20 protein-coding genes are annotated in these 19,991 nt (G+C 57.6%); all 20 read right to left on the reverse strand.

The window, feature by feature from the left end; all coding sequences use genetic code 11:
* Window positions 1-125: 125 nt before the first annotated feature.
* A complete protein-coding gene (locus tag HDC30_RS13045; protein WP_183783360.1) occupies window positions 126-2,156 on the reverse strand; it encodes a pyridoxamine 5'-phosphate oxidase family protein in 2,031 nt (676 codons plus the stop codon).
* Window positions 2,157-2,216: 60 nt separating this feature from the next.
* A complete protein-coding gene (locus HDC30_RS13050) occupies window positions 2,217-2,843 on the reverse strand; it encodes a glutathione S-transferase family protein (protein ID WP_183783362.1) in 627 nt (208 codons plus the stop codon).
* A 102-nt stretch (window positions 2,844-2,945) separates the two neighbouring features.
* Window positions 2,946-3,872, reverse strand: coding sequence for a LysR family transcriptional regulator (locus tag HDC30_RS13055; protein ID WP_183783365.1), 927 nt, complete (start codon window positions 3,870-3,872; stop codon window positions 2,946-2,948).
* 683 nt (window positions 3,873-4,555) lie between these two features.
* Window positions 4,556-5,542 (reverse strand): hypothetical protein, encoded by a 987-nt coding sequence (locus HDC30_RS13060; RefSeq protein WP_183783367.1) that lies wholly within the window; start codon window positions 5,540-5,542, stop codon window positions 4,556-4,558.
* 15 nt (window positions 5,543-5,557) lie between these two features.
* Window positions 5,558-5,785: a hypothetical protein gene (locus HDC30_RS13065; protein ID WP_081730173.1), complete on the reverse strand. Its 228-nt coding sequence runs from the start codon at window positions 5,783-5,785 to the stop codon at window positions 5,558-5,560.
* A gap of 384 nt (window positions 5,786-6,169) precedes the next feature.
* On the reverse strand, window positions 6,170-6,430 hold the full coding sequence (locus tag HDC30_RS13070) for a hypothetical protein (RefSeq protein WP_027610296.1): 261 nt from the start codon (window positions 6,428-6,430) through the stop codon (window positions 6,170-6,172).
* A 287-nt stretch (window positions 6,431-6,717) separates the two neighbouring features.
* On the reverse strand, window positions 6,718-8,550 hold the full coding sequence (gene glmS, locus HDC30_RS13075) for a glutamine--fructose-6-phosphate transaminase (isomerizing) (protein WP_183783369.1): 1,833 nt from the start codon (window positions 8,548-8,550) through the stop codon (window positions 6,718-6,720).
* 2 nt (window positions 8,551-8,552) lie between these two features.
* Window positions 8,553-9,332 (reverse strand): DeoR family transcriptional regulator, encoded by a 780-nt coding sequence (locus tag HDC30_RS13080; protein WP_183783536.1) that lies wholly within the window; start codon window positions 9,330-9,332, stop codon window positions 8,553-8,555.
* A gap of 223 nt (window positions 9,333-9,555) precedes the next feature.
* Complete coding sequence (glmU, locus tag HDC30_RS13085; protein WP_183783371.1) at window positions 9,556-10,923, reverse strand: bifunctional UDP-N-acetylglucosamine diphosphorylase/glucosamine-1-phosphate N-acetyltransferase GlmU; 1,368 nt, start codon at window positions 10,921-10,923, stop codon at window positions 9,556-9,558.
* Between the two features lie 116 nt (window positions 10,924-11,039).
* Window positions 11,040-11,465, reverse strand: coding sequence for a F0F1 ATP synthase subunit epsilon (locus tag HDC30_RS13090; protein WP_007954164.1), 426 nt, complete (start codon window positions 11,463-11,465; stop codon window positions 11,040-11,042).
* Between the two features lie 45 nt (window positions 11,466-11,510).
* Window positions 11,511-12,890 carry a F0F1 ATP synthase subunit beta gene (gene atpD / locus HDC30_RS13095; RefSeq protein WP_027610292.1) on the reverse strand — a complete coding sequence of 460 codons (1,380 nt, stop codon included), beginning with the start codon at window positions 12,888-12,890 and terminating at the stop codon, window positions 11,511-11,513.
* Between the two features lie 27 nt (window positions 12,891-12,917).
* On the reverse strand, window positions 12,918-13,778 hold the full coding sequence (gene atpG / locus HDC30_RS13100) for a F0F1 ATP synthase subunit gamma (protein ID WP_010565870.1): 861 nt from the start codon (window positions 13,776-13,778) through the stop codon (window positions 12,918-12,920).
* A 50-nt stretch (window positions 13,779-13,828) separates the two neighbouring features.
* Window positions 13,829-15,373, reverse strand: coding sequence for a F0F1 ATP synthase subunit alpha (atpA, locus tag HDC30_RS13105; RefSeq protein WP_047596971.1), 1,545 nt, complete (start codon window positions 15,371-15,373; stop codon window positions 13,829-13,831).
* A gap of 21 nt (window positions 15,374-15,394) precedes the next feature.
* Window positions 15,395-15,931, reverse strand: coding sequence for a F0F1 ATP synthase subunit delta (locus HDC30_RS13110; RefSeq protein ID WP_007911956.1), 537 nt, complete (start codon window positions 15,929-15,931; stop codon window positions 15,395-15,397).
* 12 nt (window positions 15,932-15,943) lie between these two features.
* Window positions 15,944-16,414, reverse strand: coding sequence for a F0F1 ATP synthase subunit B (locus HDC30_RS13115; protein ID WP_011336718.1), 471 nt, complete (start codon window positions 16,412-16,414; stop codon window positions 15,944-15,946).
* 59 nt (window positions 16,415-16,473) lie between these two features.
* On the reverse strand, window positions 16,474-16,731 hold the full coding sequence (gene atpE / locus HDC30_RS13120) for a F0F1 ATP synthase subunit C (protein WP_003097235.1): 258 nt from the start codon (window positions 16,729-16,731) through the stop codon (window positions 16,474-16,476).
* A gap of 133 nt (window positions 16,732-16,864) precedes the next feature.
* Window positions 16,865-17,734, reverse strand: coding sequence for a F0F1 ATP synthase subunit A (atpB, locus tag HDC30_RS13125; protein ID WP_007960779.1), 870 nt, complete (start codon window positions 17,732-17,734; stop codon window positions 16,865-16,867).
* Window positions 17,735-17,750: 16 nt separating this feature from the next.
* Complete coding sequence (locus tag HDC30_RS13130) at window positions 17,751-18,158, reverse strand: F0F1 ATP synthase subunit I (RefSeq protein ID WP_003229783.1); 408 nt, start codon at window positions 18,156-18,158, stop codon at window positions 17,751-17,753.
* A 148-nt stretch (window positions 18,159-18,306) separates the two neighbouring features.
* Entirely contained in the window at window positions 18,307-19,179 is an 873-nt protein-coding gene (locus HDC30_RS13135; protein ID WP_007960777.1) for a ParB/RepB/Spo0J family partition protein, read from the reverse strand.
* Between the two features lie 9 nt (window positions 19,180-19,188).
* Entirely contained in the window at window positions 19,189-19,986 is a 798-nt protein-coding gene (locus HDC30_RS13140; RefSeq protein WP_003229787.1) for a ParA family protein, read from the reverse strand.
* Between the last annotated feature and the right edge of the window lie 5 nt (window positions 19,987-19,991).

The raw sequence follows: 19,991 nt of genomic DNA on the forward strand, positions 1-19,991 counted from the left end.
ACTGACCCCTGTGGGAGCGAGCTTGCTCGCGAAAGCGTCCTCTCAGTCACACCAGCGGCGACTGACAGATTGCTTTCGCGAGCAGGCTCGCTCCCACAAGTTTTCGTGGCGAAGGGAGGATAGGGTTAAAGATCCAGCACCAGCAATTGCTCGCTCTGCGCCGGCACTGCGCAGCAAATCAGCACCTGCCCCGCTTCCGGCAGGTCTGCCGGGGGCTGTGGATAATTCACCGCGCCACTGACCAGACGTGTCTTGCAGGTGCCGCACGAACCTCCCCGGCAACTGAACTCGGGGCGCAGGCCACGGCTTTCTGCGAGCTCCAGCAGACTGCCGCCGTCCGGCTGCCAGCGCGCCTCTTTGGCCGAACGCTCAAACATCACCGGCACAGACGTGATGGCCGCCGGTGGTTGCTCAATGACCAGCGCATCCGGGTCCGGCTGTCGCTTGAGCGTCGACGGGCCGAAGGTCTCGGCATGGATCCGCGCGTCGCGAATGTCCAGCTCGCGCAGACTGTCGTAGACACTTTGGGTAAAAGCGCCGGGGCCACAGACAGCAAAATCGATCTGGTCGTAATCCTCGACCTCCAGCAGATCGCGCAGCAATGCCCGATCAATGCGCCCATGGCGGTCGAAATCCTCGCCCTCGTGCGCATCGGCTTCCGGCTGACTGAGCAGGCGAATCACCCGTACCGCATCGCCAGCACTTTCCAGCACGCGATCGATTTCCTCGCGAAACGGCTGATCGGCCAGGCTACGCGAACTCTGCAGCAACCACGTCGGCCGAATCCGCCGGGTGCGCAGACCTTGGTACACCACCTCACGCAGCATCGACAGCAACGGCGTGATACCAACCCCCGCCGCCAACAGCACCAGCGGCCGGTGTTCCAGCGGCGCCACCGTGAAGTGCCCTTGTGGCGCCCGTGCCTCAAGGACATCGCCGACCCGGACCTGCTGGTGCAAGTGGCCTGAAACCAGGCCCTCGCGTTTCACACTGATGCGCAGGAAATCATCCGATGGCGCACTCGACAGGCTGTAAGTGCGAATATGCGTTTCACCGTCCAGAGTGAAACGCAGCGGCAGATGCTGGCCGGCCTGAAACACCGGCATCCCTGCGCCATCGTCCGGTTGCAGATAGATCGAGCGGATGTGCTGGCTCTCCCTTTCGATGCGGGTCACCCGCAGCGGCCGCCAGCGGTCACCCAGCGCTTTGGCCTGCAAGCGTGCATCGGCCTGGGCCCAGGTGCCGGTCAGCAGACTGGTGGGCGACATGCCGTCGAAGCGCCAGCGCAGGGCCAGTGCCGCCGGGCGCCGCACCAGTCTCTCGACCTCGAATGTCCACAAGCGCTCGGCGCCCTGGAACGCTTCGATCTGCGGCCCGTCGAGGATGATTTCGGTCCGCCCGCTCAGTTGCAGCACATCGCCTGTGGAAAAGTCGATGAACAACAGGCCAGCCTTGGGATTGAGCAGCAGGTTGCCGAGCGTGTTGAAGTGCAGGTTGCCGGCAAAATCCGGAATGGTCAGACGATTACCCTCGACCCGGACAAACCCGGTCTGCCCGCCACGATGGGAAACATCCACCGCACGTTGTCCGTCCGCATCGACGTAACTGGCGACGAAGAAGGTATCGGCGCTTTCGATCATGGCTCTGGCTGCGTCATCAAGACCGTCGTCGTGCTGCGCTGGCCGCGTCTGCGGATCGCTCAGCGGCACGCGCTGAAACTGGCGCAGTTGAATGTATTGCGGACAGTTGCCGAAAGCCTGATCCACGCTCACCTCGAAACCCTGCACGGTCAGATTGTCGACATGACCGTTGAGGCGATTGCGGCGGCGGGTATGCAATTCAATGCCGAGCAACCCGATCGGCTCGCCATTGCGCAATTGCGCCGGATCATCGGCAGCGGGTTGGCAGGCGAAATGCAGATGCTCGGGATCAGGCGAATGCGCAAACCCTGGCGCGCCTTCGAGCACACTGGCCCAAGGACGCCCGTCGGTATCGACCGCGCCGTACAGCATGAACGGTAACTGCTCATAAAAGGCGCGGTGCTGATCCGGCATCCAGTCACGAATCACTTTTCGGCCGAAGGCCTCCATACGCTCGGCAACGCCGACATGGGCCTGCAGTTGTTGCTCGCCAGCGTGCCACGGTGAACGTTCCATCACGCATCTCCCCGCGCCGCCGGCGCATTGTGGATAACTCGATCAGATCGGGCCGACCTCTCAGGCAGTCTTTTGCAGACCGGCGACCGTGCGCGGCATGCCGACAAAACCGGGCAAGGCTTCGATACGCGCCAGCCAGGCACGCACGTTGGTGTAGTCGTCCAGCGACACGTTGCCTTCCGGCGCATGTGCGATGTAGCTATAGGCGGACACGTCGGCGATGGTCGGCTCGCTGCCGGCCAGATACGGGGTCTTGCCCAGTTCCACCTCCATCACTTTGAGCAGGTTGTGCGCACGGGTAATCGCTTCTTCAGCATTCAACTGTGCGCCAAACACCGTCACCAATCGTGCAGCAGCAGGTCCGAAAGCAATCGGCCCTGCAGCGGCCGACAACCAGCGCTGCACCTGCGCCGCGCCGACCGGATCGGTCGGCAGCCAGCGGCCATTGCCGTACTTGAGCGCCAGATACACCAGAATCGCGTTGGAGTCGGCCAGCACCACACCGCTGTCGTCAATCGCCGGCACCTGGCCAAAACTGTTGATTGCCAGATACGGCGCCTGCTTGTGCTCGCCCTTGGCCAGATCGACCAGGATCAATTCGGTCGGCAACTGCAGCAGGGACAGCATCAGCTCTACCCGATGGGCGTGGCCGGAACGCGGGAAGTTGTAGAGTTTGATCGCTTGCATGGTCGACTCCGCTGGAGAGGGCGCCGTTCGGGATGGCAGCGCCGATGGAGGCCATCTTCCACCCATCTTCAAATCAACAGAATCACCAGCAATCGCAATCAATTATTTCACTGGATGAAATAACGCCGCGTTCTGCAGCGCCGGATGTTCTCGCAGCACCTTCACCGCGTGGTCGACAAAACTGCGCACCCGCGCCGGCGCCTTGCGTCCGCCCTGATACACCACATGAATCGGCAGCGGCGGCAGTTCGAAATCGGCGAGGACAATTTCCAGTTCACCGGAAGCCACCTTGCCGGCGACCTGATAGGACAACACCCGGGTCAGCCCCAACCCCAGGCAGGCCGCAGCAATCGCCGCCTGGTTGGCGGTGACCACCAGCCGAGGCTCGGGTCGCACGCTGAGCGCTTCGCCCTGATCCACAAACGGCCAGTTGCGCAACTGGCCGATGGCCGACGTCGTCACCACCGGCGCACCGGCCAGTGCCTGCGGATGCGCGGGACGGCCGTGTCGAGCCAGATAGTCCGGCGAACCACAGATCACCCGCCGCACCTCGCCGACACGGATCGCGTGCTGATTGCTGTCCGGCAACTCACCGATGCGCACCGCGACATCGATGCCCTCCTCGACCATGCTCACCACCCGATCGACCAACAGCGCATTGATCGAAACATCTGGATACTGCGTCAGATAACTGGTCATCAGGGGCGTGACAAACAACTCACCGAACAACACCGGCGCGGTCACCGTCAATTGCCCACGCGGCTGGGCGTGACTGCCGGCCGCCGAATCCTCGGCTTCCTGCACCTCGGCGAGAATTCTCCGACAGTCTTCCAGATAACGCTGACCCGCTTCGCTCAGATGCACACTGCGTGTGGTACGGATCAGCAACTGCGTGCCGATACGCTGCTCCAGCGCTGCAACCGCGCGAGTGACACTGGCGGCGGACAAGCCAAGACGCCGCGCCGCTGCCGAGAAGCCCTGCTCCTGGGCCACGGTGGCGAAGATCTGCATTTCCTGGAAGCGGTCCATGGAGGTCCTCGATTCAGATACAAAAATCGCAGCCGAGGCTGCGATTTTTGCGGGTCTGGATTTTGAGAATTAAAGCTGTCGCAGTATGAGGCGGATTTCGGGGCTTCCAGCTGGCTGCGAAGAAATCGCAAAACTGTCGCAGAAGGCCCAGATGCTGATACGGACTCAAGCGCTAGAGAATTAAAACTGCCCCAGCCAATCAGAGCTGCTGCTCCGCGGATAGCTGACGGCTACGCTTACTCTCTGGCCTCTTTACGACTGGATCAAAGTCGCACCAGCAACAAGAACCTGCCAACCCTATGCAGTCTGACGCTCAGGACATGCATCTATTTAGAAAAGCACGTTCCACATCGTGTCGCAAATATATTAGGCCAACCTGGCAGCACCGTCGCTCCCTTCCCTGTAAACCAGCCCGAGAAATCCTTGAATGTGTCTCGTGCTGCATTGTCCAATTTTTTGCGGCATAGGCGGTTTTCGCCACCATCGTCGGATGCCCATACCTTGCACCGTGAGAAATAACGAGTTGCGAGAAACGCTGTGAGATTTAGCTTCCGAGCAATTGAATCGTGATTGATGAAGACAGGCTCGGAACACTCACTTAGATTGACTAATCTGAGATTCTTCGCCTGTTTTTGGTTACTTGGTCGCTGCTCTGTCGTTTTTCTGCGTTAATCGATAGCCGTTTACTCGGCTTTCTGTAAGTTTTGAACTATTTCGAAAAACTCAGTGTAATCCGAGAAGCTGCAGAAACCAGCCTGTTCGCCACGAGTCGAGATGGATATCAGTGGAGGTACTCCTGATTGGATGTCCGCCAATACACCCTCAATGAAGCTACTAACAATATTGACCTGATTGTAATAAACTTCACCAGTATCATTTTCAGAAGGCTTTTTCTTCGGCTCCTTCAGGAAGTTTTTTAAAATGGCCATTCCGGCGGCGGGGTTATTTGAAAAAAGTTTTAGTATGCCTTTAAAGTAATTAGCGCTTGATGCATGTGTTGCCTCTGCGAGCTCATTTAACATGCTTTCAAGTGGTTCAGCTTGGATTTTTAACATATTTTTCAGATTGGTTATCTGAAAGATAGACATATAGGCAATATCGGAACCTCCATCGGCAGATATTATCAAGCAACGTAGAGAGTCGATGTGATTTCCCTTGGCTGCAAGGTGCATTGCCATTTCGTAGCACGCCCCGAGATGACCTCTGTTATGAGCCATCGATAACCAGAGTAGACAATCATCACTCCGCCCCCCCCCAAGCGAGGCTCCGATCCGGTACATGGCGCTGATATGCCCGTTGGACGCCGCTTTAGCTAACTCATAGCTTTCGTTATCAGAGTGCTGATACTTCAAAAGTAAGGGTATACAGGCGTCATTTATTCTTTTCTTGAGCAACTCAATTAATTTATCCCAGTTTAGCCCAAAATCACTCAGCGAGCAGTCGTTGAGGTATTGTTTCGCTGATGAACGAGGACTGCGTGGTTGGGCATTGTACTCAGCCCTCTTTTCTGCCTTGTAGATCGCTACTGTTTTTTCAGTAGGAAGTATAATGTCATCTGTATGTACCTCACGAAGTGCTTCCGAGGCCTTTCCGTGAAGGTGCTGAAACCAGCTTCCGAACCTGATTTCATACGTTACATTGTTATGTGAGATAGCTGTCATTTTCTTCATCATGGCTGTCCTTGCTTAATCATGTGCTCGATCAAGATAAGCTCGAGCCGCGAAGAGAGCCTGGTCCCAAGACATATTTGGGTGACGTTCCATATAGTCCACTGCAATATTGAGAAGTAAGCGCTCCGCGCCAAGCGGACCGGACTCCAGCATTTTTTGCTCGCGATCAAGGCGTGCAAGTGCACGTCCCTTCTTCTTGCGAAATTCGGGAACAGGGAGAGGAGAAGGTAAGATTTCTGACATAATTGCCTCCAGAGTAAGAGGCAGTTTCGCGAATGCAAAGATCCACCTCTCACTATTTAAAATTAGTGAAAAAGAGAATCCGTAACTTGCTTTCGCCGGCCACGAATAAAGCCGTATCGAAAACTTAGCTAAAAAGCACAGAAAGGTCAACCACAAAAGCAGACTTGGTGGAAAAAGTGCATAGCCTCCAGGGTGTATACGGATGCGGAGCCTTTCTTAGCCGGAGGAGCATGAGGCCAGTGAGAGAGGTCTGCAGCAAAGTGGTCGAATGGTGGGCGCGCTGGGCGTCAGCGGGATGGGCATGAAGGCCAGGGAAGGCTGATTGATCGCCTGTCGTGCTTCTTAAGCTAAGGAACAAGTAAAGCAAACGACAATGACTGCACATTAGTCGAAAGGATTCAGCTCGAAGCGCCGATCGCGCACTGCAATCTTGAGCTCCCGCTTGACAGTCCTGACATCATCCAGCGAACAGTCTCCGGCTGAGCTCGCAAGATCAAGGCTTTCAAGGCATTTGCTGGCGGCTTCCTCGATTTTGAGATCTCCGCCAGCGCGAGCTAGACGTTCCTTGGTACTCTCCAGAATTGTATTGGCTGCATCTCCAAGCAAAACAAGATCAACACATTCGTGAATGGATCGGCCAATCATAGGCGCCTCATTTGTATTGATGTCGCATAATGTTAGCGGCTAGCTCTGGCAACGTCTAATGCCGATGATTAGCGGCTGCCAGCATTAAGCTCCGACCAGCATGCACCGAGGCCCAACCCTGAATCCAGTGCCAGGTTGGATTCGCAAGACCATAGAATATGCAGCTGCGCTACGAGAGACCTAGCGTTCAAGATCGGCAGAGGAGGAAATCCTCCTCTGCGACAGTCTTTATTGTTCAGCGACAGTTTTTATTGTCTAAAACCAGGTCAATGTCAGCTGTGGATAACTTATTCCACCGTCACCGACTTCGCCAGGTTGCGCGGCTGGTCGACGTCGGTGCCCTTGAGCACGGCGACGTAGTACGACAGCAACTGCAGAGGGATGGTGTAGAGGATCGGCGAAAGAATGTCGTGGATGTGCGGCATCTGCACCACATGGGTGCCTTCGCCGTTGGTCATCCCAGCTTTCTCGTCAGCGAATACGATCAGTTCACCACCACGGGCGCGGACTTCCTGTAGGTTGGACTTGAGCTTCTCCAGCAGTTCGTTGTTTGGCGCCACGGTAACCACCGGCATGTCGTTATCCACAAGCGCCAGCGGGCCGTGCTTCAGTTCCCCAGCCGGATAGGCTTCGGCGTGGATGTAGGAGATTTCCTTGAGCTTCAAGGCGCCCTCCATTGCGACCGGGAACTGCGCGCCACGGCCGAGGAACAGGGTGTGGTTCTTCTCGGCGAACAGCTCGGCGATTTTTTCCACGGTGCTGTCCATCGCCAGCGCTTCGCCGAGACGGGTCGGCAGGCGACGCAACTCTTCCACCAGCGTGGCTTCAACGCCTTTGCCGAGCGTGCCGCGTACCTGACCCAGCGACAGGGTCAGCAGCAACAGGCCGACCAGTTGCGTGGTGAACGCCTTGGTCGAGGCTACGCCGATTTCGCGACCGGCCTGGGTCAGCAGCGTCAGGTCGGATTCACGCACCAGCGAGCTGATGCCGACGTTGCAGATCGCCAGGCTGGCGAGGAAGCCCAGCTCTTTGGCGTTGCGCAGCGCGGCCAGGGTGTCGGCGGTTTCGCCGGACTGCGAGATGGTGACGAACAGGGTATCCGGCTGCACCACCACCTTGCGGTAGCGGAATTCGCTGGCGACTTCGACCTGGCACGGGATACCGGCCAGTTCTTCGAGCCAGTAACGCGCGACCATACCGGCGTGGTAGCTGGTACCGCAGGCGACAATCTGCACGTTGCGCACTTTGGCGAACAGTTCGGCAGCCTGTGGACCGAAGGCCTGCACCAGCACCTGATTCGGACTCAGACGGCCTTCGAGGGTGCGTTGGACAACGGATGGTTGCTCATGGATTTCCTTGAGCATGTAGTGGCGGAACTCGCCCTTGTCGGCAGCTTCGGCACCATCGCTGTACTGCACGGTCTGGCGCTCGACGGCGTTGCCGTTGACGTCCCAGATCTGCACGTTATCGCGGCGAATTTCGGCGATATCGCCTTCTTCCAGGTACATGAAGCGGTCAGTGACCTGACGCAGGGCCAATTGGTCGGACGCGAGGAAGTTCTCACCCAGGCCCAGACCGATCACCAACGGGCTGCCACTGCGTGCGGCAACCAGACGATCCGGCTGTTGTGCGTTGATCACGGCCAGACCGTAGGCGCCGTGCAGTTCCTTGACGGTGGCTTTGAGCGCGACGGTCAGGTCAGGCTGATCCTTGAGTTTGTGGCTCAGCAGGTGCGCGATGACTTCGGTGTCGGTGTCCGAAGTAAACACGTAACCCAGCGCTTTCAGTTGCTCACGCAGGGCTTCGTGATTCTCGATGATGCCGTTGTGCACCACCGCGATATCACCGGAGAAATGCGGGTGCGCGTTACGCTCGCACGGTGCACCGTGGGTCGCCCAACGGGTGTGGGCGATACCGAGACGGCCAACTAGCGGCTGTGCGGCCAGCGCCGCTTCCAGCTCGCTGACCTTGCCCGGACGGCGCATGCGCTCGAGCTTTTCATCGTTGGTGAAAACCGCCACACCGGCGCTGTCATAGCCGCGGTATTCAAGGCGCTTGAGGCCTTCGAGCAGGATGGCGGTGATATTACGTTCAGCAACTGCGCCGACAATTCCACACATGCTTATTTCTCCTGACTGACAGCCGCGCAAATCACGCTGATACCGCGGGCCTGTATCTGATCGCGGGCCTCTTCAGGCAGGCGATCATCGGTAATGAGGGTATGGACGCTGCTCCACGGCAGCTCCAGGTTGGGAATCTTGCGGCCGATCTTGTCGGCCTCGACCATCACGATGACTTCACGCGCCACGTCGGCCATCACCCGGCTCAGACCGAGCAACTCGTTGAACGTGGTGGTACCGCGCACCAGATCGATACCATCGGCGCCGATGAACAACTGGTCGAAGTCGTAAGAGCGTAGTACCTGCTCCGCCACTTGGCCCTGGAAGGACTCTGAATGCGGATCCCAGGTGCCGCCGGTCATCAGCAGCACCGGCTCGTGTTCGAGTTCGCTCAAGGCGTTGGCCACGTGCAGGGAGTTGGTCATCACCACCAGACCCGGCTGCTGGCCAAGCTCGGGAATCATCGCCGCAGTGGTGCTGCCACTGTCGATGATGATGCGGGCGTGCTCGCGGATACGTTTGACGGCGGCGCGGGCAATCGCCTGTTTGTACTTTGAAACGCTTTGGCCCGGTTCAGCGACCAATTCCTGCGGCATGGTGATCGCCCCGCCGTAACGGCGCAGCAACAGACCATGGCTTTCCAGCGCAGCCAGATCCTTGCGGATCGTAACTTCAGAAGTTTCGAAGCGCTTGGCCAGTTCATCCACACTGACTTCGCCCTGCTCATTGAGCAAGGCGAGGATGTTGTGCCGGCGCTGGGGTGTATTGCGTTTCGACATGATGGTCTAAGTTTCGATTCGAAAGATAACGGAAGCAATCAAAACCTATCAGCCATAAATCGTCAAGCGACAGATCGAAAATTTTAGAAACGACACAGACGAATATGGGAGCCCTTGCTCGCGAATGCGAAGGGTCAGTCACTGAAATGTGAAACTGAAACACCGCATTCGCGAGCAAGCCCGCTCCCACATTTGGATTCAAGCATTAAGTGCAGCTGTGGATAACTCAGCTTTTCTTGATCTTCTCCGGCCGCTTCCAGCCATCGATATTCTTTTGCCGCGCCCGACCAACTGCCAACTGGGCGTTATCCACATTCTGGGTGATGGTCGAACCAGCCGCGGTAGTTGCCCCGGACGAGATATCCACAGGTGCGACCAACGAGTTGTTGGAGCCGATGAACACATCTTCGCCCAACACGGTTTTCCACTTGTTGGCGCCATCGTAGTTGCAGGTAATGGTGCCCGCGCCAATGTTGGTGCGGGCGCCGATTTCCGCGTCGCCCAGATAGGTCAGATGCCCGGCCTTGGCGCCCTCACCCATGCGCGCGTTTTTCAGTTCGACAAAGTTACCCACATGCGCGCGTGCTTCGAGCACCGTGCCCGGACGCAGACGGGCGAACGGACCGGCATCGCTGCCTTCACCCAGCACCGCACCTTCGATGTGGCTGTTGGCTTTGATCACCACGCCTTTGCGCAGGGTGCTGTCCTTGATCACGCAGTTCGGGCCGATCACCACGTCGTCCTCGATGACAACATTACCTTCGAGAATCACGTTGATGTCGATCAGCACATCGCGACCGACGGTGACTTCGCCACGCACATCGAAACGCGCCGGATCACGCAGGGTCACGCCTTGCGCCATCAGCCGGCGGCCGGCGCGCAGCTGGTAATGCCGCTCCAGTTCCGCCAGTTGCTTACGATCATTGGCGCCCTGCACTTCCATCGGGTCGTGCGGTTGTTCAGTGGCCACCACCAAACCATCGCTGACCGCCATTTCGATCACGTCGGTCAAGTAGTACTCGCCCTGGGCATTGTTGTTCGACAGGCGGCTCATCCAGTCGGCCAGGCGATTGGCCGGGACGGCGAGAATGCCGGTATTGCCTTCGGTGATTGCGCGCTGGGCTTCGCTGGCATCTTTATGCTCAACGATGGCAGCGACCTTGCCGTCAGCGTTGCGCACGATGCGACCGTAACCGGTCGGGTCTCCCAGCTCGACGGTCAGCAGTCCCATCTGGCCCGGTACGACATGTTTAAGCAGGCGCTGCAGGGTTTCAACTTCGATCAATGGCACGTCACCGTAGAGGATCAACACCGTGTCGGCGCTGATGAACGGCACAGCCTGAGCCGTTGCATGACCAGTGCCCAATTGCTTGTCCTGCAGCACGAAATTCAAATCGTCAGCCGCCAGACGCTCACGCACCACATCGGCACCGTGGCCGATCACCACATGAATGCGCTGTGGATCGAGCTGCCGTGCGCTGTGGATAACATGCCCAAGCATGGAATTGCCGGCTACCGGGTGCAGCACTTTCGGCAACGCCGAACGCATACGGGTGCCTTGACCGGCCGCGAGGATAACGATTTCGAGAGACATGACTGGCTACCAATCCTGGGTGGTCAGCAACTGCGACCGGGTTGTAAAAATCGGAAAGAAAAAAGGGTAGCCGAGGCTACCCTTTTTTATCAATCGCACAACAAGTGGCTGACGGATTAACCGCCAAACTTCTTGCGGATCTGCTGGACGGTGCGCAGCTGAGCTGCAGCCTCGGCCAGACGTGCGGACGCAGCTCCGTAGTCGAAATCTGCGCTCTTCTCGTGCAGAGCAGCTTCGGCAGCCTTGAGAGCTGCTTGAGCCTGAGCTTCATCCAGGTCGGCGGCACGTTGCACGGTATCGGCAAGCACCTTGACCATGTTCGGCTGAACCTCGAGGAAACCACCGGAGATGTAGAACACCTCGGCTTCCCCGCCTTGCTTGATCAGGCGGATCGGACCTGGCTTCAGATTAGTGATCAGCGGCGCGTGACCCAGAGCGATACCAAGATCACCCAGTGCACCGTGCGCAATCACCATCTCGACCAGGCCGGAAAAGATTTCCCCTTCCGCGCTGACGATATCGCAATGGACTGTCATAGCCATCTGATTGCCTCAACCTAAATTAGCGCCCGTTGCCGGGCGCCGGGATTACAGTTTCTTGGCTTTCTCGATCGCTTCTTCGATGCCGCCAACCATGTAGAACGCTTGTTCTGGCAGGTGGTCGTAGTCACCGTTGAGGATGCCTTTGAAGCCAGCAATGGTGTCTTTCAGGGAAACGTATTTACCCGAAGCACCGGTGAAGACTTCAGCCACGAAGAACGGCTGCGACAAGAAGCGTTGGATCTTACGAGCACGGTTAACCAACTGTTTGTCGGCTTCCGACAGCTCGTCCATACCCAGGATCGCGATGATGTCTTTCAGCTCTTTGTAACGTTGCAGAACGTACTGAACGCCGCGAGCGGTGTCGTAGTGGTCCTGACCGATTACGTTCGGATCCAGCTGGCGCGAAGTCGAATCCAGTGGATCTACCGCTGGGTAGATACCCAGGGAAGCGATGTCACGGGACAGAACGACGGTGGCGTCCAAGTGGGCGAAGGTGGTCGCTGGCGACGGGTCGGTCAAGTCATCCGCAGGTACGTATACCGCCTGGATCGAGGTGATCGAACCTTCTTTGGTCGAAGTGATACGTTCTTGCAGAACGCCCATCTCTTCAGCCAGGGTCGGCTGGTAACCTACTGCCGAAGGCATACGGCCCAGCAGTGCGGATACTTCAGTACCGGCCAGGGTGTAACGGTAGATGTTGTCGACGAACAGCAGAACGTCGTTACCTTCGTCACGGAACTTCTCGGCCATGGTCAGGCCGGTCAGGGCCACGCGCAGACGGTTTCCCGGCGGCTCGTTCATCTGACCGTAAACCAGTGCCACTTTGTCCAGAACGTTGGAGTCCTTCATCTCGTGGTAGAAGTCGTTACCCTCACGAGTACGCTCACCCACACCGGCGAACACGGAATAACCGCTGTGCTCGATGGCGATGTTACGGATCAGTTCCATCATGTTTACGGTTTTGCCTACACCGGCACCACCGAACAGACCGACTTTACCGCCTTTGGCGAACGGGCAAACCAGGTCGATAACCTTGATGCCGGTTTCCAGCAGGTCGTTGCCGCCTGCTTGCTCAGCGAACGAAGGTGCTGCGCGGTGAATGCCCCAGCGCTCTTCGGTGTCGATTGGACCAGCTTCGTCGATCGGGTTACCCAGAACGTCCATGATCCGGCCCAGAGTCGCTTTACCGACCGGTACGGAGATGGCTGCGCCGGAATCGGTAACCTCCAGACCGCGCTTCAAGCCCTCGGTGGAACCCATCGCAATGGTACGAACCACGCCGTCGCCCAGCTGTTGCTGAACTTCCAGAGTGGTTTCGGCCGCGCTGACTACTTTCAGCGCGTTGTAGATGCTCGGTACGCTGTCGCGTGGAAATTCCACGTCGATAACGGCGCCGATGATTTGAACGATACGTCCGCTACTCATAGCTGGATCCTCTGAATATTTGAACCGTTAAACCGCGGCAGCGCCGCCGACGATTTCCGAGATCTCTTGGGTGATCGCAGCCTGACGCGCCTTGTTGTAGATCAGCTGCAAATCGCTGATCAAATCACCGGCGTTGTCGGTAGCGTTCTTCATCGCGATCATCCGCGCAGCTTGTTCAGCCGCGTTGTTCTCGACCACCGCCTGGTACACCTGCGACTCCACGTAGCGCACCATCAAGCCGTCAAGCAGCTCTTTGGCGTCTGGTTCGTAGAGGTAGTCCCAGTGGTGCTTGAGTTCTTGATCCGGGGTTGCCACCAGTGGAATCAACTGCTCCACGGTAGGCTGTTGTGTCATGGTGTTGATGAACTTGTTGGATACCACGGACAGGCGATCGATACGGCCCTCCAGGTAGGCATCCAGCATCACCTTGACGCTGCCGATCAAATCATTGATCGACGGCTCTTCACCCAGGTGGCTGATAGCTGCAACGACGTTACCGCCGAAGTTGCGGAAAAAGGCCGCACCCTTGCTACCGACTACACACAGATCAATCTCGACGCCGTTTTCGCGGTTTACCGCCATGTCCTTGACCAGGGCCTTGAACAGGTTGGTGTTCAAGCCGCCGCACAAACCACGGTCACTGCTCACGACGACATAACCAACACGCTTTACTTCACGGTCGATCATGAACGGGTGGCGGTATTCCGGGTTGGCGTTGGCCAGATGCCCAATTACCTGGCGGATACGCTCCGCATAAGGACGGCTGGCTGCCATGCGCATTTGTGCCTTGCGCATTTTGCTCACCGCCACTTTTTCCATGGCGCTGGTAATTTTTTGCGTGCTTTTGATGCTCGCAATCTTACTGCGAATCTCTTTTGCGCCTGCCATGTAACACCTATCAGGTTAGCAAGCGGGAGCCTTGCGGCTCCCGCTGCGGCTTACCAGGTTTGGGTGGCCTTGAACTTCTCGATACCGGCTTTCATGCCAGCGTCGATTTCGTCATTGAAGTCACCTTTAACGTTGATCTTGGCCATCAAATCGGCGTGATCGCGGTTGAAGAAAGCAATCAGTGCTTGTTCGAAGCTGCCGATCTTGGCGATTTCAATGTCAGTCAGGAACCCACGCTCAGCGGCATACAGCGACAGCGCCATGTCAGCGATCGACATTGGTGCGTATTGCTTCTGCTTCATCAGCTCGGTAACGCGCTGACCATGCTCAAGTTGCTTACGGGTCGCTTCGTCCAGGTCAGAAGCGAACTGGGCGAATGCCGCCAGTTCACGGTACTGAGCCAGAGCGGTACGGATACCACCGGACAGCTTCTTGATGATCTTGGTCTGAGCGGCACCACCCACACGGGATACCGAAACACCGGCGTTCACTGCAGGGCGGATGCCCGAGTTGAACATGGCCGATTCCAGGAAGATCTGACCGTCGGTGATGGAAATCACGTTGGTCGGAACGAACGCGGAAACGTCGCCAGCCTGGGTTTCGATGATCGGCAGTGCGGTCAGGGAACCGGTTTTGCCGGTCACTGCGCCGTTGGTGAACTTCTCTACGTATTCTTCCGAAACGCGGGATGCGCGCTCCAGCAGACGGGAGTGGAGATAGAACACGTCGCCTGGGTAAGCTTCACGGCCTGGTGGACGGCGCAGCAGCAGGGAAATCTGGCGGTAAGCCACTGCTTGCTTGGACAGATCGTCATAAACGATCAGCGCGTCTTCACCGCGGTCGCGGAAGAATTCACCCATGGTGCAACCGGAGTACGGTGCCAGGAATTGCAGCGCAGGAGATTCCGAAGCACTGGCAGCCACGATGATCGTGTTGGCCAGGGCACCGTTTTCTTCCAGCTTGCGAACCACGTTGGCGATGGTCGATTGCTTCTGACCGATCGCTACGTAGACGCAGAAAATGCCGCTGTCTTTCTGGTTGATGATCGCGTCGATCGCTAGAGCGGTTTTACCGATCTGACGGTCACCGATGATCAGCTCACGCTGGCCACGGCCGACAGGGATCATGGCATCGACAGCCTTGTAGCCAGTCTGTACAGGCTGGTCTACCGACTTACGCCAGATCACGCCCGGTGCAACTTTCTCGACCGCGTCGGTCAAGGTGTTGCCCAGTGGACCTTTGCCGTCAACAGGGTTACCCAGTGCATCGACTACGCGACCCAGCAGTTCCTTACCAACCGGAACTTCGAGGATGCGGCCGGTGCACTTGGCGCTCATGCCTTCAGCCAGACTGGTGTATGCGCCCAGTACAACGGCACCTACGGAGTCTTGCTCCAGGTTGAGGGCCATACCGTAGACGCCGCCCGGAAACTCGATCATCTCGCCGTACATGACGTCGGCCAGACCGTGAATCCGCACGATGCCGTCAGATACGCTGACGACAGTGCCTTCGTTACGGGCTTGGGAGGTCACATCGAGCTTGTCGATGCGGCCCTTGATAATTTCACTTATTTCGGAAGGATTGAGTTGCTGCATTGCTCTGCTGCCCCTTCAAACTCAAGATTTCAATGCTTCGGCAAGTTTCGCGATTTTGCCGCGAATCGAGCCATCGATAACCAGGTCGCCGGCGCGGATAACGACACCACCTATAAGGGCAGCATCCTCCGCAACTTGCAGGCGCACTTCCCGGTTGAGTCGTGCACTGAGAACCTTGGCGAGTTTGTCTTGCTGTTCTTGGTTCAATGCGAAAGCACTGGTCACTTCAACGTCTACCGACTTCTCTTGTTCGGCCTTGTACAGGTCGAACAGAGCGGCGATCTCCGGCAGAAGCGGGAGACGGTCGTTTTCGGCAACGACATTGATGAAGTTCTGTGCCTTGGCATCAAACTTGTCGCCGCACACGTCAATGAACGTGGCGGCCTTTTCTGCGCTCGTCAGTCGCGGGGCCTTGAGCACGCGCTGCATGGTGTCGTCTTGCGACACCGCTGCAGCCAGGCCGAGCATGGCTGACCAATTGGCCAGTTGCTGGTGGGCCTGAGCGTGCTCGAAGGCCGCCTTAGCGTAAGGTCGGGCCAACGTGGTCAGTTCTGCCATGATCGCCCTCGCTTAGATTTCAGCAGCCAGTTGGTTAACCAGCTCTGCGTGCGCGTTTTGATCGATTGTGGCACCCAGGATCTTCTCGGCGCCGCCGACAGCCAGCAAGCCCACTTGGGCGCGCAGCTTGTCTTTGACACTGTTCAGTTCCTGTTCGATCTCGGCTTGAGCCTGAACCTTCACACGGTCAGCGTCGATACGGGCTTTTTCAACAGCCTCTTCAACGATCTGGTTACCGCGTTTCTTGGCTTGCTCGATGATTTCAGCTGCCTGAGCTTTCGCTTCGCGCAGTTGCTGACCCGCTTTCTCTTGGGCCAACTCCAGGTCGCGAGCTGCACGGCTGGCAGCGTCCAGACCATCAGCGATCTTCTTTTGACGTTCGTGCAGTGCCGCGATGACCGGAGGCCATACGAACTTCATGCAGAACAATACAAAAATCAGGAACGCAACGGACTGGCCAATCAGGGTCGCATTAATGTTCACGCCAACACCTCGCAGTTACGTTGTCCATCACACCAAATTACTCGGAAGAATCCGGGTAATTAGCCAGCGATCTGACCAACGAACGGGTTCGCAAAGGTGAAGAACAGAGCGATACCAACACCGATCATGGTTACGGCGTCGAGCAGACCGGCAACGATGAACATTTTAACTTGCAGCATTGGAACCATTTCTGGCTGACGCGCTGCGCCTTCCAGGAACTTGCCGCCCAGCAGGCCGAAACCAATTGCGGTACCCAGTGCGCCCAGGCCGATCAACAGTGCAACAGCGATAGCGGTTAGACCAACTACAGTTTCCATCTTTCCTCCCGACTTTTACGTCGTATGGTTTAGGTTTTTTAGATTAAAGCGGTAAAAAAAATCGTTTCAGAGGCCCGGTTAAGAGCCCCCTCCCGTTTGACCGGGAGGGACATCAGATCAGCCGAGGCTGCTCTTAATGGTTTTCTTCGTGCGCCATCGACAGGTAGACGATGGTCAGCATCATGAAGATGAACGCCTGCAGGGTGATGATCAGGATGTGGAACACAGCCCACGCCCACTGCAGAACAACGCCCAGGCCACTCAGCCAGAGCAGGCCGCTGCCGAACATCACAGCGATCAGAATGAACACCAGCTCGCCGGCATACATGTTGCCGAACAGACGCAGGGCCAGAGAGATCGGCTTGGCGATCAGGGTCACGAATTCCAGCAGGAAGTTCACCGGGATCAGCAGGGCCTGAACGAAGATGTTCTTGCTGCCGAACGGGTGCAGGGTCAGTTCGCCGATGAAGCCGCCGATGCCCTTGACCTTGATGCTATAGAAAATGATCAGTGCGAAAACCGAGAACGCCATGCCCAGGGTCGCGTTCGGGTCGGTGGTCGACACGGCACGGAACGGGATGTGGTGGTCGCCGGTGATCAGGATGGCCAGCTGAGGAATCCAGTCGACCGGTACCAGGTCGACGGCGTTCATCAGGAACACCCAGACGAAGATGGTCAGTGCCAGCGGTGCGATCACCGGGCTACGGCCATGGAAGCTGTCTTTCACGCTGCCATCGACGAATTCGACCAATACTTCAACGAAGTTCTGCAAAGCACCTGGCTGACCCGATGTTGCTTTCTTTGCCGCCATGCGGAAAAGGAAAACGAAGATCAGACCCAGCGCGACCGACCAGCCGAGGGTATCGACGTGGAAAGCCCAGAAGCCCATTTCCTTGGCTTCTGCTGCGGTATGGGCAAAGCCCCAGCCGCCGTTAGGTAGCTGACCGAAAGTCAGGTTCTGCAAGTGGTGCTGGATATAGCCCGAAGCGGTTGTTTCTGCCATGGTTGCCTCAAACGCCCTAAGGTCTCGAAAGTCTTGTTCTCATCAGCAGGGGAGCGAACCAGCTGACCGACTGAGTCAGCACGAAAGCGCCGAATACTGCGATCGGCGCCAATGGCTTCACACCTGCAAACACCAGTGCAAACAGCACTGCCGTCAAAATCAGTTTGCCTGCCTCGCCGGCATAAAATGACCGGACGATGGACTGGGCTGCTCGGGCGCCGGAAAACCGAAATGCCTTGTGAGCGAAATAAACATTGGGCAGCAAGGCTATCAGGCCTCCGCAAAGTCCCGAGTATCCGGCAACGACTCCATGCCATTGCCAGAGCGCCAAAGCGGCAATGAGCAAAATGACAAATTGAGCCATCAACACCGGAAAAACCGCCAGGCGATGGAACGGCAGGCGGTTTGGCTTGCGGGTTTCCATCACATTTGCTCTCCAATGGTCGGCTGCCAGAATTCAATAACTTGGCATAATTTGTGCCGACAAAATGCGCGCAGAGTATAGGGGCGGTTCTGCCCCTATTCAACTGTCAGGTAGTGATTTCCGACTGCGCGCTACATGAGGAAATGTTTCAGCGGATGTGTGCGAGCACACCTTGAAGCTCATCGAGTGAGTTGTAACCGATCACCAGCTGACCTTTTCCCTTCTTGCCGTGGCGAATCTGCACCGCAGAGCCTAGGCGCTCGGCCAGACGCTGTTCGAGCCGGGCGATATCCGGGTCGGGTTTGGCTGCTTCCACAGGCTCCGGTTTGCCACTCAACCACTGACGAACCAGTGCCTCGGTTTGGCGCACAGTCAGGCCGCGTGCGACAACATGTCGCGCCCCTTCCACCTGCTGATTGTCCGGCAGACCGAGCAAAGCACGGGCATGACCCATTTCCAGGTCACCGTGGGACAGCATGGTCTTGATGACTTCCGGCAGTGCAATAAGTCGCAACAGGTTAGCCACAGTCACGCGGGACTTACCCACAGCCTCGGCAACCTGTTGCTGAGTGAGCTGGAATTCCTGCTGCAGACGCTGCAAGGCGACGGCTTCTTCGATCGGGTTCAGGTCTTCACGCTGGATGTTCTCGATCAGCGCAATGGCGATCGCCGTCTCATCCGGCACATCCCGGACCATCGCCGGGATGGTTTCCTGGCCGGCCTGCTGGCTGGCGCGCCAGCGCCGTTCACCGGCGATGATTTCGAAGCGGCCACCGCCAATCGGGCGCACCACGATCGGCTGCATCACGCCTTGCGCCTTGATCGACTGCGCCAGCTCTTCCAGCGCCTGCGGATCCATGTCGCGGCGTGGCTGGTATTTGCCACGCTGCAGCAGGTCCAGTGGCAGGTGTTGCAGTTCACGGGTATCGGCCTGCGCCGCCTGTTCTTCCAGCGCGCTGACGGTCGGACCACTCAGCAGTGCATCCAGTCCACGTCCGAGACCTCGTTTCTTGACGGCCATGGGGATTCCTTAAGTTGGCTGGGCAGCGGCGATGCGTGAATTTTTGCGCTGACGGCGAACCATCTCGCCCGCCAGTGCCAAATAGGCCAGCGCGCCGCGCGATTGCTTGTCGTAGGCCAGTGCCGGCATACCGTAGCTCGGTGCTTCGGCCAGGCGGATGTTGCGCGGGATCACCGTGTCGTACAGCTGCTCGCCAAAGTGTTCCTTCAGCTGCGCCGAAACATCGTTCATCAGGCTCAGCCGCGGGTCGTACATGGTGCGCAGCAGACCTTCGACCTTGAGGTTGGGGTTCAGCAGTTCGGCGATGCGCTTGATGTTATCCACAAGGTCGCTCAAGCCTTCGAGCGCAAAGTATTCGCACTGCATGGGGATAATCACCCCGTCAGCGGCGACCAGTGCGTTCAATGTGAGCATCGACAGCGACGGCGGGCAGTCGATCAAAATGTAATCGTAGTTTTCACGGATCGGCGCCAGCGCGCTGCGCAGACGGCTTTCCTTCATCTGCATTTCCAGCAGAACCACTTCTGCCGCGGTCAGGTCGCGGTTGGCCGGCAGCAGTTGATAACCGCCGTGCTCGGAGTAGTGCATGGCCTGGGCCAGATCGCATTCGCCGATCAGCAGGTCGTAGACCGAGTTTTCCAGGCCATGTTTATCCACACCGCTACCCATGGTGGCGTTGCCCTGTGGATCGAGATCGATCAACAGCACCCGGCGCTTGGTCGCGACCAGGGATGCTGCGAGGTTGATGCAGGTGGTGGTCTTGCCCACACCACCCTTCTGGTTCGCTATCGCGAATACCTTAGCCATTCTTG

This window comes from Pseudomonas sp. JAI115 (assembly GCF_014200835.1).
Lineage (GTDB): Bacteria > Pseudomonadota > Gammaproteobacteria > Pseudomonadales > Pseudomonadaceae > Aquipseudomonas > Aquipseudomonas putida_A.

Excerpts from the sequence above, each read along its gene's own strand:
- atpG (WP_010565870.1), bottom strand. The coding sequence starts at position 13,778 with ATGGCAGGCGCAAAAGAGATTCGCAGTAAGATTGCGAGCATCAAAAGC.
- atpB (WP_007960779.1), bottom strand. The coding sequence starts at position 17,734 with ATGGCAGAAACAACCGCTTCGGGCTATATCCAGCACCACTTGCAGAAC.
- HDC30_RS13090 (WP_007954164.1), bottom strand. The coding sequence starts at position 11,465 with ATGGCTATGACAGTCCATTGCGATATCGTCAGCGCGGAAGGGGAAATC.
- HDC30_RS13065 (WP_081730173.1), bottom strand. The coding sequence starts at position 5,785 with ATGTCAGAAATCTTACCTTCTCCTCTCCCTGTTCCCGAATTTCGCAAG.
- HDC30_RS13130 (WP_003229783.1), bottom strand. The coding sequence starts at position 18,158 with ATGGAAACCCGCAAGCCAAACCGCCTGCCGTTCCATCGCCTGGCGGTT.
- atpD (WP_027610292.1), bottom strand. The coding sequence starts at position 12,890 with ATGAGTAGCGGACGTATCGTTCAAATCATCGGCGCCGTTATCGACGTG.
- HDC30_RS13140 (WP_003229787.1), bottom strand. The coding sequence starts at position 19,986 with ATGGCTAAGGTATTCGCGATAGCGAACCAGAAGGGTGGTGTGGGCAAG.
- HDC30_RS13050 (WP_183783362.1), bottom strand. The coding sequence starts at position 2,843 with ATGCAAGCGATCAAACTCTACAACTTCCCGCGTTCCGGCCACGCCCAT.
- atpE (WP_003097235.1), bottom strand. The coding sequence starts at position 16,731 with ATGGAAACTGTAGTTGGTCTAACCGCTATCGCTGTTGCACTGTTGATC.
- HDC30_RS13055 (WP_183783365.1), bottom strand. The coding sequence starts at position 3,872 with ATGGACCGCTTCCAGGAAATGCAGATCTTCGCCACCGTGGCCCAGGAG.
- HDC30_RS13045 (WP_183783360.1), bottom strand. The coding sequence starts at position 2,156 with ATGGAACGTTCACCGTGGCACGCTGGCGAGCAACAACTGCAGGCCCAT.
- HDC30_RS13135 (WP_007960777.1), bottom strand. The coding sequence starts at position 19,179 with ATGGCCGTCAAGAAACGAGGTCTCGGACGTGGACTGGATGCACTGCTG.
- glmS (WP_183783369.1), bottom strand. The coding sequence starts at position 8,550 with ATGTGTGGAATTGTCGGCGCAGTTGCTGAACGTAATATCACCGCCATC.
- HDC30_RS13110 (WP_007911956.1), bottom strand. The coding sequence starts at position 15,931 with ATGGCAGAACTGACCACGTTGGCCCGACCTTACGCTAAGGCGGCCTTC.
- atpA (WP_047596971.1), bottom strand. The coding sequence starts at position 15,373 with ATGCAGCAACTCAATCCTTCCGAAATAAGTGAAATTATCAAGGGCCGC.
- HDC30_RS13060 (WP_183783367.1), bottom strand. The coding sequence starts at position 5,542 with ATGAAGAAAATGACAGCTATCTCACATAACAATGTAACGTATGAAATC.
- HDC30_RS13070 (WP_027610296.1), bottom strand. The coding sequence starts at position 6,430 with ATGATTGGCCGATCCATTCACGAATGTGTTGATCTTGTTTTGCTTGGA.
- glmU (WP_183783371.1), bottom strand. The coding sequence starts at position 10,923 with ATGTCTCTCGAAATCGTTATCCTCGCGGCCGGTCAAGGCACCCGTATG.